Origin of the sequence: Hymenobacter ruricola (genome assembly GCF_015694525.1) — a bacterium.
Lineage (GTDB): Bacteria > Bacteroidota > Bacteroidia > Cytophagales > Hymenobacteraceae > Hymenobacter > Hymenobacter ruricola.
In genome coordinates, this window is the sequence record NZ_JADQDM010000007.1 from 1 (window position 1) to 14427 (window position 14427).

Genomic DNA, 14427 nt, shown 5'->3' on the forward strand with positions numbered 1-14427 from the left:
GGTCGAGCGGGGTGGTTTCGATGTCCACTTCGTAGCCCAGTGGCTCGAAGAGGCGGCGCGGCCAGTCGGGGCCGGGCGCTGACACTACGGCCACTTTCACGGCTAGCGGCAGGGCCTGGGCGGGCAGGTCGGGCTTGTCTTTGCAGGTGCCGTTCATGGCCGTGCCGTAGGCTTTGCTCAGGGCCGCGCTCAAGAAGGACGAGGCCACGTAGGGCCGGTCGTTCACGTACTGCTCCAGGGCAAAGCCCTCGCCGGATGCGCCGCCCTTGCCGCGCACGAGGCCCACCGGGTCGAGGTCGAGTAGCAGGGCGGCGGTGCAGCGCTCGGCGGTGGCTTCGGGGTAGAAGACGTGAGCCTGGCCGCCAGCTACTTCGATGCTTTGCAGGCGCGCGGGGTTCTTGTGCAGCAGGTAGCCGAGGTCGGTGGCGGGCCGGTAGGTGGTGGAGATGGTGAGGAGCATGGATTAGGTGCAAATAAGCGCCTAAAGCTACACCACAACCGTGGTGGCTTGTCGCAGGCCGTGCTGCGAAGCAACACACTCAGGCGATGTTTAAGTGACGCCGCTTGAAGAACCGACTTTCCAATATTATTGAAAATAATTCTACCAATAACGCCATTTACATTCGCGCAGCGCTATATTTACTCAGCACCTTTTCCTTTCTCCATACGCTGCTATGAAGCTCTTTTCCCGCACCATCTTCCTGCTAGTATTGGGCCTGGCTACGGCTTGCGAGGCCCAGCCCACCAAATCCACCCCGCCCGCCAAAGCGCCCGCAGCCGCCCCAGCCGCGCGGCGCGCGGCCGCGCCCGCCGCGCCCAAAACGCCGGCCTACGAGGTGCACGGCGTGCTCGACCCCGGCCTCAACAACATGGTGGCCTTTGCCTTCAAAGCGCCGTGGGCCTGGAAAATACAGCAGTCGTTCACGCGCCTGTGGAACGGCTCGGCGCCCGTCAACCAGGTGTATTTTCGGCTGACTTCGCCTGATGGCCGCGAGATGTTCGAGTCGCTGCCCTCCAGCATCTACCACTTCAACGACGGCCCCACCAGCCGCAGCCTGCGCCAAACCAGCCTCTCGATGGGCCTGCAGCAGCCCAGCAACCCCGGCGAGGCGGCGCCCGTGCCGCCGCTGGCCTACATCAAGCAGGCGTTGCTGCCGCAGCTGGCCCAGCGCGGCCTGCAGTTCCGGCCCACCGGCGAGCACGCCGAGCCGCCGAAAGCCACTGGGCCCGGCAAGTCGACGGCCGGGGCCTACGTGGATGGCGTGCTGCCCAGCGGCCAGAAGGCGCGGGTGGCCTGCGGCATCAGCTACAGCACCACCAACATGAACGGCGAAACCTACACCACCTGGGAAGTGTCGCCCACGGTCACGCTCAGCGCCCGCGATTTGGCCGCCTGCTACGCTTATACAAAGCTTGCTCTCAACTCTATCGTGCTAAACCCGGCCTGGCTGCAGCAAACCGCGCAGCTGGCCCGCAACGGATACCGCGCCAACGACGAAATCACCCGCCGCACCGCCGAGCAGAACCGCGACTACCGCGAAAATCAGCGGCGCGTGAACGACGAGGTGACCCGCGACCGCAACCGCTCCACCGACCAGCGCAACGAAGCCTTCCGCGACGCGCTGGGCAACGAGGGCAAGTTCGACGACCCCACCACCGGCCAGCGCACCCAAACCACCGACCAGTACGCCCACGTCTACAAAGACCGGCAGGGCAACGTATACGGCAGCCACACGCCCCTCGACGCCGGCCGCCTCGACTGGCAGGAGCTGCAGCGCGTGGAAACGCGGAATTACTGAGGACACAACAGTTGCGGAAGGGCCTTGGGGCTTTCCTAACCGGGGATGCGCAGTAGTTTTGCGGACCGAAAAGCCGTTTCCGCTCCTCCTTTACCAGCGCTGTTTCCTCGTGCCTGATTCCGTTGCCCCTGCCGGCCCCACCGGGCCTTCCCTGAACGATTTCGCCAGCTTTTACCTCTACGGCCTCACCAACAACCCCTACCAACAATCCACGGATGCGGAGAAGTTTGGCGAGCTGTACAACCTGGTCATCGGGGCGCACGGGGGCTTTAGCATCGCCAGCTCTTTTCACCCCTACCAGCTGGTGAACCCGGCCGGGGTGACGGTGTGGTACGCGGCCTACGCCCAGTTCTACGCCCAGCCCAACCGCATCGAGATGTTCGGCGAAATGACCCTGGAGCACGCCCGGTTCGTGGTGACGCCGCCGGCCTCGTTTGCCGAGTACCACGTGTGGCCCGACACGCGCCTTACCCACGCCGAAAACCCGGTTTTCAGCCAGTACATCCCCTTCGTGCTGCCGTTTTTGGTGCGTAAAGACCCGGCCGCCCTGCGCTGGGACGCCGAAGTATCGGCCGCAACTGACGACCGGGAGCGCCTCGGCTGGTACCACGACGCGGTGAACGAAGCCATCAAATTCGTGCAGCCCTCCCCTTCCTTCGTGCTCGGCTTTGAGGAATTCGACGAGCAGCGTCCAGAACTAGTTATTGAACGGTTTATGAGCTGCCGCGACATGCTCAAAGCTCTTTAAGCAATACGTTCGGGGCAAAAGGCCGGTCATGTCTCGGCTGCGCTCGACATGACCGGCCTCATCATCACGTAGGCCGCCTATTGCTGACGCGTAACAGCCGCCTGAACCCGCCCGTCCTCCAGCACACCGCCGCCCAGAAACTGCTGGTACCAGCGGCCCGAGTCTTTCATGGTGCGCTCCTGGGTTTCGTAGTCGACGTGAATGAGGCCGAAACGCGGGCCGTAGCCCTCGGCCCATTCAAAGTTGTCGGTCAGGCTCCAGGCGAAGTAGCCGCCCACGTCCACGCCCTCGCGCCGGGCCCGCAGCACCTGGCCGATGGCGGCCTGCAAATAGGCGCGTCGGGCGGGGTCCTGCACGCGGCCGTTGGCCACGGCATCGGGAAAGGCCGAGCCGCTTTCGGTTATCAGCAGCTGGGGCGCCTTTTTGTAGGCCGAAAACTGCTTCAGTATGTGGTAAATCGACTCCGGATAGACCTCCCAACCCATGTCGGTATAGGGCACGCCGCGTTGCCGGGCGGGCACCAGCGCGGCCCACTGCAGCGGCAGCCAGGGCGAAAACTTCACCACTTCGCGGGTGTAGTTCTGGATGCCCCAGAAGTCGAAATCGAAGGCCATGCGCTGCTCGTCGCCGGGTTTCTGGTAGCGTTCCAGCAGCCAGCGCAGGGCGGGCAGCTCGGCCGTGGGGTAGCCCAGGCCCAGGGTTGGCTCCACAAAAAAACGGTTCAAAATGGCATCGGCGCGGCGGGTGGCGGCTTCGTCGGCCGTGCCGGGCCGATGCGGCGTGAGGTAAGAGCACGAAAACGTGGTGCCGATGCGGGCCGAATCCGGCAGCAGGGCGCGCAAGGCGCGGCCGCCCTCGGCCTGGGCCAGCGTGGCGTGGTGGGCCGCCGCCAGAAACGCCCCCAGGTGCCGCCGCCCCGGCGCGTGGATGCCCAGCAGGTGCCCGGCGCCCACAAACACCATGGGCTCGTTGAGCACGGCCCACTGCGGCACCCGGTCGCCGAGGCGGCGGGCCATGAGCTGGGCATACTCCGAAAACCAGCCCACGATGCTGCGGTTGGTCCAGCCGCCTTTGGCTTGCAGGGCGCTAGGCAGGTCCCAGTGGTAGAGCGTGAGCAGGGGGCGCAGGTCGCGCTCCAGGCACGCGTCCACCAACCGGTCGTAGAAGTCAAGGCCGCGGCGGTTCACGGCGCCGGTGCCTTCGGGCAGCACCCGCGCCCACGCGGCCGAAAAGCGAAAATCGGTCAGGCCCAGAGCGCTGGCCAGGTCCAGGTCGGTCTCGTAGCGGCTGTAGAAATCGGCGGCCACGCGGCCGTGCTCGCCGCGCCGGATGGCCCCCTTGCGCCGCGTAAAATCGTCCCAGATGCTGGGGCCCTTGCCCTGGTGCTGCCAGGCGCCCTCGGTCTGGTAAGCCGCCGCGGAGGCACCCCATTGGAAACCGGGGCCGAAGTCGAGCCGGGAAAACGGCAGCGGCGCGGTGGACGGAAAAAACGCCGGGGGCAGCGGCTCGTCGTAGCAGGGGGTCAGCTTCATCATGCGCGGGGCGCGGAAGGTCAAACGGAGAAATTCATTTCACGACCGGCCGCTCGTGTTTCCGGGCGGGGCAGTTGCTCGCGGAGCAGCTGGTCGAGCACCGCCGCGGTCTGGTCGGGGTAGTCAACGGGAATTGCCTCGTTCTGGTGCAGCCACTGGTCTATTTTGTCGAGGTTTTTGTCTTTAAAGTTTTTAATGACGGGCACGCCCATCGTGGCGAGGGCCGCGGCGTTGCACTGCTGCTCGTATTGCTGCTTCATGGGCATCACCAGCAGCTTCTTGCCCAGAAACAAGGCTTCGGCCGGGGTTTCAAAACCCGCGCCGCACAGCACGCCGGCCGCCCGGGCCAGGCTGTCGAGAAAAGCCGCGCCGCTCACCGGCCACACGCGCACGTTGCCATGAGTGGCGGGCCGCTGGCTGTGCTTGCTAAACACCTCCCAGCGCACGCTGCGGCTCAGGTATTGCAGGCGCTCCACCAAAATGGCCTCCTCATAAGCCGGCAAATACACCGTGTAGTGCCCTTGGTTCACGGGGTTCAGCTCGCGCACCTGCTGCCGAATGACGGGCGTGAAAACCCCCGGCGCATACGCCTGAAAATGAAAGCCGTACTGCGCCGTGCTCGGCGCGTAGTGCCTGAGCACAGCCCGCCCGGCCGGGTCCTCTTTGTCGGGCCGCGGCGCGGCCGGGTTTAGCACGGCGCTTTGGTGGCTGAGGGCCACGCAGGGCACCTCGCGCAGCTTGCAGGCCCAGCTGCTCACCGGCTCAAAGTCGCTGATGACCAAATCGTAGCTTTCCACCGGCAGGTGGCGCACCTCGTGCAGAAACGTGGCCGACTTGAATTGCCAGAACGTTTTTACGAAGTTGATGCCGCCCTTTTTGCCAAACAAAAAGCCCATGCCCTGGGCCCGGTGCTTCACCTCAAACGGCAGGGGCAAATCGGCCGGCGGGCCGCTCACCAGCACGTCGAGCTGCTCGCAGCGGGCCTGCAGCAGCGGCACTACGTCGAGGGCCCGGCTGAGGTGGCCGTTGCCGGTGCCCTGGATGGCGTAAAGAATTCGGGACATTGCTTCTATTTTAGCACGTCCTGCTGAGCGCAGTCGAAGCATCTCTACCGGGAGAGCAAATAGTTACTGCTGCGGTAAAGCTGCTGCGGCTGCGCTGAGCAGGACGCTCTTTCAATTTATTGTCAGGTACGTTACGCCTTAATCTTAAACTCTGCCAGCAGCCCCTCTAGCAACGCTGCCGGATTGGCATTGGCCAGCACTTCGGCGGCATCGGCCACCTCGGTTTCGGCCATTTGCTGCACGGCCGGGTCTTCATTATAATAATAGAGTTGCCAGCCGGCTTCAGGGGTGTACTCCAGGGCGGTCAGGTTCTCAACCCAGTCGCCGGAATTGAGGTAGACCACCTCCCCTTTTTCGGTGGCGAGGGTTTTGATTTCGGGCTGGTGAATGTGTCCGCAGGCCACGTAGCGGTAGCCTTCGTCGGCGGCAATGGCGGCGGCGGTTTCCTCAAAGTTGCTCACGGCGGCCACGGCGGTTTTCACCCGCTCCTTCACCCGCTTGCTCAGCGCCACGCGGGGCCGGCCCAGCTTAGCCAGCAAGTAGTTGACGAAGCGGTTAAGCAGAATCAGCAGGTCGTAGCCCTGCCCGCCCAGCCGGGCCAGCCAGCGCGAGTGCCGCATGGTCAGGTCGAACACGTCGCCGTGAAACAGCCAGGTGCGGCCGTGCGGCAGGTCGAGCACCAGCTTGTTGTCCAGCCGAAAATGGCCCAGCTTCAGCCCGGCAAACTTGCGCAGCAGCTCGTCGTGGTTGCCGGTGAGGTAATGGATTCGGACGCCCTTGGCCGCCAGGCCCGCCAGGTAGCGCACCACCCGCATGTGGGCCGGCGGCCAGTAGTTTTTGCTGAACTGCCAGATGTCCACGATGTCGCCGTTCAGCACCAGCACCTGCGGCCGGATGCTCTTAAGGTAGCGCAGCAGCTCCGCGGCGTGACAGCCGTAGGTGCCCAGGTGCACGTCGCTAATCACGGCCACCTGCACCCGGCGCTTGCGGCGGAGTTTCGATTTTGCTGGCACTTCTACAGGAATTTGGCCCGGCCCGGGCATTTTGGTGGTAGCCTTGCTCATGCCGCCGACGGGGTGAAGCGGCTGCCGCGGGCCGGGCCCGCACTGCGCCGGGGCCGCACGGCCGGCCCGGGCCGGCGGCTGGTGGCGCCCCCAAAGGCCGAGCGCAGGCTGCCCAGCGTGCGCAGCGCATACGCCGCCCACAGCGCCACCTGAAACAACTCGTACACGAGCCAGCGCCCCAAACGGCGCAGCCCCGAAATCAAAGCCGGAAAGTACATGGCAGGACAATTGAAGGCGTGAAAATCCTGCTCTCAAAGTTCGGCCAATACTGTGAAGCCCTGATTACCGCCTGGTTACGCTTAAATCAAGCCTTGCCGGGCGCAGCGGCGCGTTGGGTACTGCATTCTTTTGTTTGGGAAGAATGGCCGCGCGTGCTGTTTATTTGTTGATTCAAGTATCTGAGATTCAGCAGTAATTTTCTTTTCCTTAGTTCTATTTGCACTCCCCCTTTATGCCCACTTTTTCTCACTCGCTCCGTCGTTTTCTGCCGCTGGTTTTCTTTGGTTTGTGTGCCTTCGGCGCCGCGGCCCAGCCCACGGGCAAAGCCGCCAAGGGCCGCAAGCGCTACACCTTCGCCCAAAAGGACGCCGTGTCGCCCTACGTGCAAAACGTGACCAAAAACACCGACGAGGAGCAGGACGTCGACGGCTCTTTCACCCGCCTCGGCTACCGCTCCTACGCCGACATGCTCACCGAAATCGAAGCCCTGCGCAAGCTCAAGGACTGGGCCGATACCACCTACCAGCGCCGCCTGGCCGCCATTCCGCCCGGGGGGGCGCTGCTGGTCACCGTGCATCGCCAGGGCCCCACGGGCGTGCAGCTGGCCAACCTCACGCTCACCGTCACCGACAAAGCCGGCAAGGAAGTCTTCGCCCAAACCCTGGCGCCCGGCACCGGCCGCTTCATGGGCCGCGACCTCTACCAGGCCCAACGCCTCATCCCCTTCCCCAAAATGGACCCGCAGGAGCTGACCGTCAGCATCCGCGACGCCAAGCTCTACCAGACGTTTGACTACATCCTGACGCTGCCGCGGGCAACTGCTGAGTAAGCAATTCCTTGCGGCTACCTTCGTCCGAGCGGGGCGGCATTCGCAGTTGCGGGTGCCGCCCGTTTTTTAGTCGATTATTTCCGGAGCCGCGCCCACTGCACGGCCAGCACCGTCTTGGCGTCCTGCAGCGGCTCGGCCAGCAGCGCGTCCCAGGTGAAGTCCAGCATTTCGATGTTCTCGTTTTCTTCGGCCAGTCCGCCGCCCTGGCCGGTTTTGCGGCTCACTTCGGCGTAATACACGGTGATGGCCTCCGCGCTGTTGCCCGGCGAGGGCCACATCTGCACGATTTCCTCCAACTGGTCCACCTCGTAGCCCAGCTCCTCGTGAATCTCGCGGCGCACGGCCGTTTCGGGGGCTTCGTTGCCGTCAATCATGCCGGCGGCTATCTCGGTGATTTCCGCTTCGGGGCCGATGCGGAACTGGCGGGTGAGGACGTACACCTGCCGGGCCGTGTCGTACACCAGGGCGGCCACGGCCTTGCCGGGCGCGAACTGCTCGCGCTTGAGTTGGTGCTCGCCGTCCTGCACGATGAGCTGGTTGACTTTGTAGTGGCCGTCGAAAACGCGGCTGCGTTGCACTATCTGCATAGCGGAAGGGTTGTGTAGTATCTTTGTGAAACCAGGGCCGCCGTCGGAGCAGCCCGCTGCCCGGCCGCGTCGGGCAAAGCCCCGCGCCTCGGCTGCCTCCGCAAGTAAGCGCACCTCACCCCAATTTCTCTTCGTTCAGGGAATCGGACGGCCTCCGACGAGCCGCCCAACCCCGCCCACGCCCGGCCCCGTCCGGCGTGGCCATGCCCGCCTGTGCCACACCGCAGGCTCAACCAATTTCTGCACAGCCCATTGGCTGCCAGCACCGTACCAAACTTTCGAGTACCACACCCCCACCTATGACGTTTGACGATTTAAACCTGATTGACCCCATCCTTAAAGCCCTCAAAGAGGAAGGGTATACCACCCCCACCCCCATCCAGGAGCAAGCCATTCCGCACGTGCTGGAAGGCAAAGACCTCCTCGGCGTGGCCCAGACCGGCACCGGCAAAACGGCGGCCTTCACCGTGCCCATCCTGCAAGTGCTGCACCGCACGGCCCAGGTTTCCAACCACGCGCAGCGCGCCATTCGCTGCCTCGTGCTCACGCCCACCCGCGAGCTGGCCATCCAAATCAACGAAAGCTTCGGCGCCTACGGCCGCCATCTGAGCCAGATTCGCCACACCGTCATCTTCGGCGGCGTGAGCCAGGGCTCGCAGGTAGCGGCCCTCAAGCGCGGCGTGGAAGTGCTCATCGCCACCCCCGGCCGCCTGCTCGACCTCATGAACCAGGGCTTCGTGGACCTGCGACAGGTCGAAGTGTTTGTGCTTGACGAAGCCGACCGCATGCTCGACATGGGCTTCATCAACGACATCAAGCGCATCCTGCCCAAGCTGCCCACCAAGCGCCAGACCCTGTTTTTCTCGGCCACCATGCCCGGCCAGATTCAGGAACTGGCCAGCACCATCCTGCGCCCCAACCCCGTGCGCGTGGCCGTGACGCCCGTCAGCAGCACCGCCGACACGGTGACGCAGTCGGTGTACCTGGTGGAAAACAACGACAAGCCGGCCCTGCTCCGCCACATTCTGCAGGACAAGGACATCAAGCGCGTGCTCGTGTTCACCCGCACCAAGCACGGCGCCGACAAAGTGGTGAAAGCCCTGGCCGCCAACGCCATTCCGGCCGAAGCCATCCACGGCAACAAGAGCCAGAACCACCGCCAGCGCGCCCTGTCCAACTTCAAAGCCGGCAGCACCCGCGTGCTGGTGGCCACCGACATCGCCGCCCGCGGCATCGACGTGGACGAGCTGACCCACGTCATCAACTACGAAATCCCGAACGAGCCCGAAACCTACGTGCACCGCATTGGCCGCACCGGCCGGGCCGGGGCCTTCGGCACTGCGTTTTCCTTCGTTGAAGAAGAGGAGCGCGCCTACCTGCAAGACATTCAAAAGCTCATCAGCCGCCAGATTGACGTGGAAACCGAGCATCCGTTCGTGTCGGGCCGCATTAAGCCGGTGATGCTGCACGGCAACGAGCGCATCATCCGGCCCAAAGGCCCGGCGGGTCGTCCGGCCCGGTCCGGCCCCCGCGAGGGCGGCCAGGGCGGTGGCGGCCGTTCCGGCGGCGGCCAAGGCGGCGGTCGCTCGGGCGGCGGCCAGGGTGGCGGCCGTCCCAGCGGCGACCGCAACGCCAATGGCCGTTCCGGCGGCGAGCGCAGCCGGCCGGCGGCTCCGGCCGGCAACGGCCAGTCGGATACGGCTCGTCGCTTTGGCAGCGGCGGCGCCCGCGTGAGCGTGGGCGGCAACCGCGAAGGCGGCGACCTGGGCGGCCGTCGGCGCGGCGACGCGGGCGGCTCGCGGCGCGGCTCGTTTTAAGCAGGTTTAGATAGCCAACGGAACATCCTGCTGCCCGCGACAAGACGTTTCGTTGGAAAGTATACAAACAAGAAGAGGCCCCGGAAAACTTTTTTCGGGGCCTCTGGCTTTTTAACCTGATTACTTGCTCGCATCGCGAATAATTTTTGCTTCTTATGGCTCAGCCCACGCTTCCCGTCATCCAGGCCCTGCGCGCCACGGCCCAACGCCTCACCACCCAAGCGCCCTATCAATGGGGCCACATGGGCAGCTGCAACTGCGGCCACCTCGCCCAAACCGTCACGCGCCTCACCAAAGCCGAGATTCACGCCCGCGCCATGCAGCGCTACGGCGACTGGGAGCGGCAGCTCATCGACTACTGCCCCACCAGCGGCCTGCCCATCGACCAAACCATCGACGAGATGCTGGCCCTCGGCTTCTCCCGCGCCGACCTCACCCACTTGGAAAAAATTTCGGACCCCGCCATTCGGGCGGCAATTCCGTTTGAGCGCCGCAACGCCCTCCGCCACAACCAGCGCGACGACGTGGTGCTTTACCTCCGCACCTGGGCCGACTTACTGGAGCGCGACCTACTGGATGGCATCGAATTGCCGGGCTTCGCAGTTCCCGCGCCTGTGCTTACTCCCGAGCCGGCCGTGGCCCATTAAGCCAGCGATAGCAGCCCAAACAGCAAAAGTCCCCGCCAACTGATTGGCGGGGACTTTTGCTGTTTGGGCTGTTGGGAGGTTCGTTGTAGGCCGGACTCTCATCGAGTCCAGCCGATGCTTAGTTACGGGTGACGTTGGAACGCTGAGCTTCCCGGTAGCCCTCGGCGCGATGCTCGCGCTTGTAGGCGGCGTCGGCAGAAGGGTCTTTTTCAGCGTCGGGGGCGTGTGAGCAGGAAGCCGTCAAGGACAAAGCCGCTACAGCGGCCAACCAGATAGTTGCGCGGGTCAGTTTCATGCTGCGAAGGTAGCCCAGCGCCGCCAAATGAACAACCGCCCGGCCTATCGATTGCCGGGTCTCTTCTCTGGTGTCCGAATAAATCCAGGCCGCGCACCAGGCGGAAACGTAAATCTTTCACTGGAAACGAGGCTAACAACCGCCATTTACATTTGACAATGCACCCCTTTTATGCTTGCCATGCCAGCAGGCCCAACCCGAAGCTATAGTCTTCGCCTCAGGGCTAAGGCAATGCTTCATCCTAACTGCAAAGCAACCCGTTTAATATAGAAGGCGCTTCCGTTAACCGGCCTTTGGCTGTGCTCAAACGCGCTCAGATGCTTAGCATGGCACCAATCCTACACTTTTCAAGGTTATCACTATTCAAACAGCGTGCGGTGTCAACCCAATTAGCAAGGCTCAGCTACAAACGCAGGCTTCAGCTACTTTGCGAATTCCTGAAAACCCAGGAAAGAAGCAGATAAAAAACGGTAGCCTAATGATGACAAGCCCTCACTTAAACCTTAATTCCATTGTTTGGTTAGTATCATTTAAATCCTTGATAAAAAGCATTATAAATTTAAAATTCACCTGCCTTACAATCACGTTTAATGTTTCTACAGGAATTAGCATAGGAGAGAAATGAATATAGAGCTCATTTTGATATTAATTAGCATCTGGCAACCCGAACTACAGGGCCATTAATTGAACATTAGGAATCACTGCCAAATTGAACTTTACAATAATAGCGCTCAACCACCTCGTGCGCATGCCTCAGACCTCGTGCGCATGCTTCAGCAGGATAAGCTCCCCCCTGAAGAAGTAAGCACTGGACTGCATTGCCGCCCCGATTTTAGGGCCACGATTTGCCATCAGTAGTCACGCAGTACGTACGGCTTAGCCCTACGGCAAGCCCACAATCCATGGTACCCATGTCTTGGCTAGACGCGGCTTTCTGCTATGTATAAGCCAGCCACGCGGCGGCAATGCTCGACCTCACATCGCTGACAACGAACTCATGCGGTTGGCAAAACTTACTCGGGCTGGTAATCGGCGAAAGACCCGTCCCGATAGAAAATGACGATGCGGCGAATCGGCTTTTCAGAACCAGCCAGCAGTTGCGCGGCAGTACCGGATTCGGGGGGATTACTCGGCGCGTCGGTAACCTCAGCAGTGAGCAATGCAGCCGGCCCAGGTGGCCGTGCGGTTGCTTCTTTATCCATCTCCGGCGCAGGAGCAGCGCCATGGCCAACCGGAGTAGTGTGCTTGGGAGTGAAGCGCTTGAGAGCAGGAATGTTACTGAACGAACTGGCCTTACGCGGTTCACTTCGCTCTGCGACGGCAGGTTTGCCGCTAGTTGCGGCGCTTTCGGCTTGCTTTGCAACCATTTGCGGGCTGGTGGTGGGCAGTTCGGCAGCTGGCGGGGCAGGCTCCTGTAGCGGAACGGTCGGAGCGGCAGCCGAGGCGGCCAGCATAGGGCCTGTGCCGAACAGGAGCCAGGGCATGGACAAGTCCGGCATGGCAGCCAGGATGCGCTGGACCACCTCCAGGCTGGGCTTGTTGCGGCCCGACAGGATATGGCTGACAATAGGGCGCGCGACGCCAATGGCATCGGCAAACTGAGTGGGGGAAAGTTGCCGGACTTCCAGTAGCTGCCTGATGCGCTCGACTATTTGCATTGTTTTTAATTACAAATGTAGCAAAACACAACGGTACTTGCTTGCCCAACCTAAACAAGCATGTTTACATAAAGAAACAACAGGTATATAAGGAATTTATAACAATAGTAAACAAAGCATTGGAATTTGTCCATTCATCCTCATTGCAAAACATTTGTAACGTCAGCATTAATGCCTGTATCCCGATTCAAATAATAGCAGAAAGCCCGTCTGCCATGGCAAACGGGCTTTCCTGTTTTGGTTTTCGGTAACCTGTCGCGCGCGGAGCGTAAAGGTGGCTACCAGCCGAGTTAACCGCTAATCAAAATACTCCTTAGCGAGGGCCTTGTCGTGGCCGTAGATGTCGTCGCGGAAGTGCGGGTGCCCGGCGGCATCGGCCCACGCGGTGAAATACACCAGGTAAACGGGCAGCTTTTCCTTCATCGAAATGTACTTCTCGCGGTGCGTGGCAATGGTGTCAAGGATGGTTTGCTGGTCCCAGCCGGGCTTGTTTTTCAACAGGTAAGTGGCCAGCTTGATGGGTTCTTTCACCCGCACGCAGCCATGGCTGAAGCTGCGCGCACTCTGCGAAAACAGCGCGTCGTGGGGCGTGTCGTGCAGGTAGATGTCATTCGAGTTTGGGAAAATAAACTTCACGTCGCCCAGGTCATTATCGGGCCCGGGCCGGCGGCGCAGAGTGTATTTAAAGGTTTCCTGCGTCACGTTGGCCCAGTCGACTGAGGTCGGGTCAATGACCTTGGCCTTGCGGCCAACGCCCTTCACCACCTCCATATCGAGGCGGTCGAGGGTGCCGACGGGGTCGGCCGTGAGCTTGCCGCGCAGTTCGTTCTGGATGATGCTGAAGGGCACGTTCCAGTACGGCGCGAGCACCACGTACTCCATCTTGTCGCTAAAGATGGGTGTTTCGTGTAGCACCTTGCCCACGATGACAGGCATGGAAAAGGCCTCTTTGTCGTTCTCCACCACGTGCAGTGTGTACTCCGGAATGTTCACCAGCAGGTAGCTCGGCTCGAAGCGTTTGGGCAGCCAGCGCCAGCGCTCCATGTTCAGGATGAGCTGGTCGATGCGCGTGCCGATGGGCACGTTGAGCTGGCGCAGGGTTTCGCCGCCCACCACGCCGTCGGGTCTCAGGCCGGCATCCTGCTGAAAAAGCTTGACGGCGGCCACCAGCTCGGGGTCGTAGGTGTAGGCCGCCGGGGCGGTGCCCACGCGGGCCGAATCGGCCGGCGGGGTGCTGGCCGCCTCGCCGCCGGAGCTATCCAGCAGGCGCTTGCGCAGAGCCGCCACGGCCGGCGACGACTGCCCCGGCTTGAGCTTCAGCCCGGCCGGCAAGGCGGGCCAGCCACCGGCCCGCTCTCGGTCGCGGTAGGTGGCCAGCGCCTTTTTCAGCTGGTCGTACTCGGGGTGTAGCGGGGCAAATTCGTAGTAGTTGTAACGGCTTTTGCGCTCGCCCAGAAAGGTCATCAGGGCTTTGTTGAGCTTGATTTTATTGGGTTTTACCTGCCACGTCGTGCTCTTCTTGTCGCGCGGGTTGGCCACGCCCCGGTAGTAATCCGAGGCCCATTTCATGTAGGTACCAGTCAGCGCCACGTCAATTTCGCGCTCCAACGCCGTGCGTTTGACGGAGTCAGTACGGGCCTTTTCCAGCTCACCAAACAGCGACTTAAAATCCTTAATTTTATAGTCTTTAGGGTCCAGGCCTTCATCTGTAGCTTTAGCAATAATGTTTTGCAAGGTTTGCACCTGCGAAACGGGCTGATGGTCTTTGAACCAGCCCAAACGGAATTGTCGCTCCCGGTAAAAGCGGCGGGCCTGCAGCAGTTGGGCCTTGAACCGCGGCTCGGCCCGAAAGGCGTTGATGACGTAGGTGCTGTCGATGAGGGGCTGGGGGCCTAGCTCGCGCACAGCCGCAGACGCCGCGCTGGTGCCAGCCGACTGGCCGCTATCGGAACCGCAGCCCTGCAGGGCGGTGCCCCCAATGGCGGCAGTGAGCAGCACCCAAAGCAGCGAAGAAAAACGAAGGAAGAATGTCATTGAGAGGGATGAGGCGAACGAAACAAAGGCCCCGCGCAACTGCCGGAAGCCGGGCGTTGTACTGCCAAGCGGAAGGGGAAGTTGCGCCGAAGCGGCCGCTGGCCGTCCGGCTGCAAATTACGCCCCGGCGAGGG

At 62.3% G+C, this 14427-nt stretch carries 14 protein-coding genes and 1 pseudogene; 6 read left to right on the forward strand and 9 right to left on the reverse strand.

What is annotated here, in order from left to right:
* Nucleotides 1-460, reverse strand: a pseudogene (locus tag I2H31_RS14325) (3' terminal RNA ribose 2'-O-methyltransferase Hen1); the annotation flags it as partial.
* A gap of 214 nt (nt 461-674) precedes the next feature.
* On the opposite strand from I2H31_RS14325, the gene I2H31_RS14330 reads away from it, so the two are divergent.
* Together I2H31_RS14330 and I2H31_RS14335 are read left to right on the forward strand one after the other, a co-directional pair.
* Nucleotides 675-1799: a hypothetical protein gene (locus I2H31_RS14330; RefSeq protein ID WP_196293732.1), complete on the forward strand. Its 1125-nt coding sequence runs from the start codon at nt 675-677 to the stop codon at nt 1797-1799.
* A gap of 109 nt (nt 1800-1908) precedes the next feature.
* Nucleotides 1909-2547, forward strand: coding sequence for a hypothetical protein (locus tag I2H31_RS14335; RefSeq protein ID WP_196293733.1), 639 nt, complete (start codon nt 1909-1911; stop codon nt 2545-2547).
* 77 nt (nt 2548-2624) lie between these two features.
* Here the strand turns inward: I2H31_RS14335 and I2H31_RS14340 are convergent, their stop codons facing one another.
* The 4 genes from I2H31_RS14340 to I2H31_RS14355 form a co-directional block, all read right to left on the reverse strand.
* Nucleotides 2625-4082: a GH1 family beta-glucosidase gene (locus I2H31_RS14340; RefSeq protein WP_230687801.1), complete on the reverse strand. Its 1458-nt coding sequence runs from the start codon at nt 4080-4082 to the stop codon at nt 2625-2627.
* Nucleotides 4083-4099: 17 nt separating this feature from the next.
* On the reverse strand, nt 4100-5143 hold the full coding sequence (locus tag I2H31_RS14345; protein WP_196293734.1) for a glycosyltransferase family protein: 1044 nt from the start codon (nt 5141-5143) through the stop codon (nt 4100-4102).
* Nucleotides 5144-5274: 131 nt separating this feature from the next.
* Complete coding sequence (locus I2H31_RS14350; protein ID WP_230687803.1) at nt 5275-6207, reverse strand: UDP-2,3-diacylglucosamine diphosphatase; 933 nt, start codon at nt 6205-6207, stop codon at nt 5275-5277.
* The gene (locus tag I2H31_RS14355) at nt 6204-6425 is read right to left on the reverse strand and encodes a hypothetical protein (protein WP_196293735.1); all 222 of its coding nucleotides are present in this window, start codon (nt 6423-6425) and stop codon (nt 6204-6206) included. Before I2H31_RS14355 ends, I2H31_RS14350 begins: the two co-directional genes overlap by 4 nt.
* 18 nt (nt 6426-6443) lie before the next feature.
* Here I2H31_RS14355 and I2H31_RS14360 point away from each other — a divergent pair, with 18 nt between their 5' ends.
* Together I2H31_RS14360 and I2H31_RS14365 are read left to right on the forward strand one after the other, a co-directional pair.
* The gene (locus tag I2H31_RS14360; protein ID WP_196293736.1) at nt 6444-6596 is read left to right on the forward strand and encodes a hypothetical protein; all 153 of its coding nucleotides are present in this window, start codon (nt 6444-6446) and stop codon (nt 6594-6596) included.
* A gap of 62 nt (nt 6597-6658) precedes the next feature.
* On the forward strand, nt 6659-7255 hold the full coding sequence (locus I2H31_RS14365) for a hypothetical protein (protein ID WP_196293737.1): 597 nt from the start codon (nt 6659-6661) through the stop codon (nt 7253-7255).
* A gap of 74 nt (nt 7256-7329) precedes the next feature.
* Here the strand turns inward: I2H31_RS14365 and I2H31_RS14370 are convergent, their stop codons facing one another.
* Entirely contained in the window at nt 7330-7842 is a 513-nt protein-coding gene (locus I2H31_RS14370; protein ID WP_196293738.1) for an NUDIX domain-containing protein, read from the reverse strand.
* 299 nt (nt 7843-8141) lie between these two features.
* Here I2H31_RS14370 and I2H31_RS14375 point away from each other — a divergent pair, with 299 nt between their 5' ends.
* The gene (locus I2H31_RS14375) at nt 8142-9659 is read left to right on the forward strand and encodes a DEAD/DEAH box helicase (protein ID WP_196293739.1); all 1518 of its coding nucleotides are present in this window, start codon (nt 8142-8144) and stop codon (nt 9657-9659) included.
* A gap of 155 nt (nt 9660-9814) precedes the next feature.
* Nucleotides 9815-10306 (forward strand): hypothetical protein, encoded by a 492-nt coding sequence (locus I2H31_RS14380; protein ID WP_196293740.1) that lies wholly within the window; start codon nt 9815-9817, stop codon nt 10304-10306.
* A gap of 118 nt (nt 10307-10424) precedes the next feature.
* Here I2H31_RS14380 and I2H31_RS14385 read toward each other — a convergent pair whose 3' ends face one another.
* The 3 genes from I2H31_RS14385 to I2H31_RS14395 form a co-directional block, all read right to left on the reverse strand.
* A complete protein-coding gene (locus I2H31_RS14385) occupies nt 10425-10601 on the reverse strand; it encodes a hypothetical protein (protein ID WP_196293741.1) in 177 nt (58 codons plus the stop codon).
* Between the two features lie 1013 nt (nt 10602-11614).
* Entirely contained in the window at nt 11615-12259 is a 645-nt protein-coding gene (locus I2H31_RS14390; RefSeq protein WP_196293742.1) for a helix-turn-helix domain-containing protein, read from the reverse strand.
* 297 nt (nt 12260-12556) lie between these two features.
* Entirely contained in the window at nt 12557-14293 is a 1737-nt protein-coding gene (locus I2H31_RS14395; protein ID WP_196293743.1) for a L,D-transpeptidase family protein, read from the reverse strand.
* Nucleotides 14294-14427: the final 134 nt, after the last annotated feature.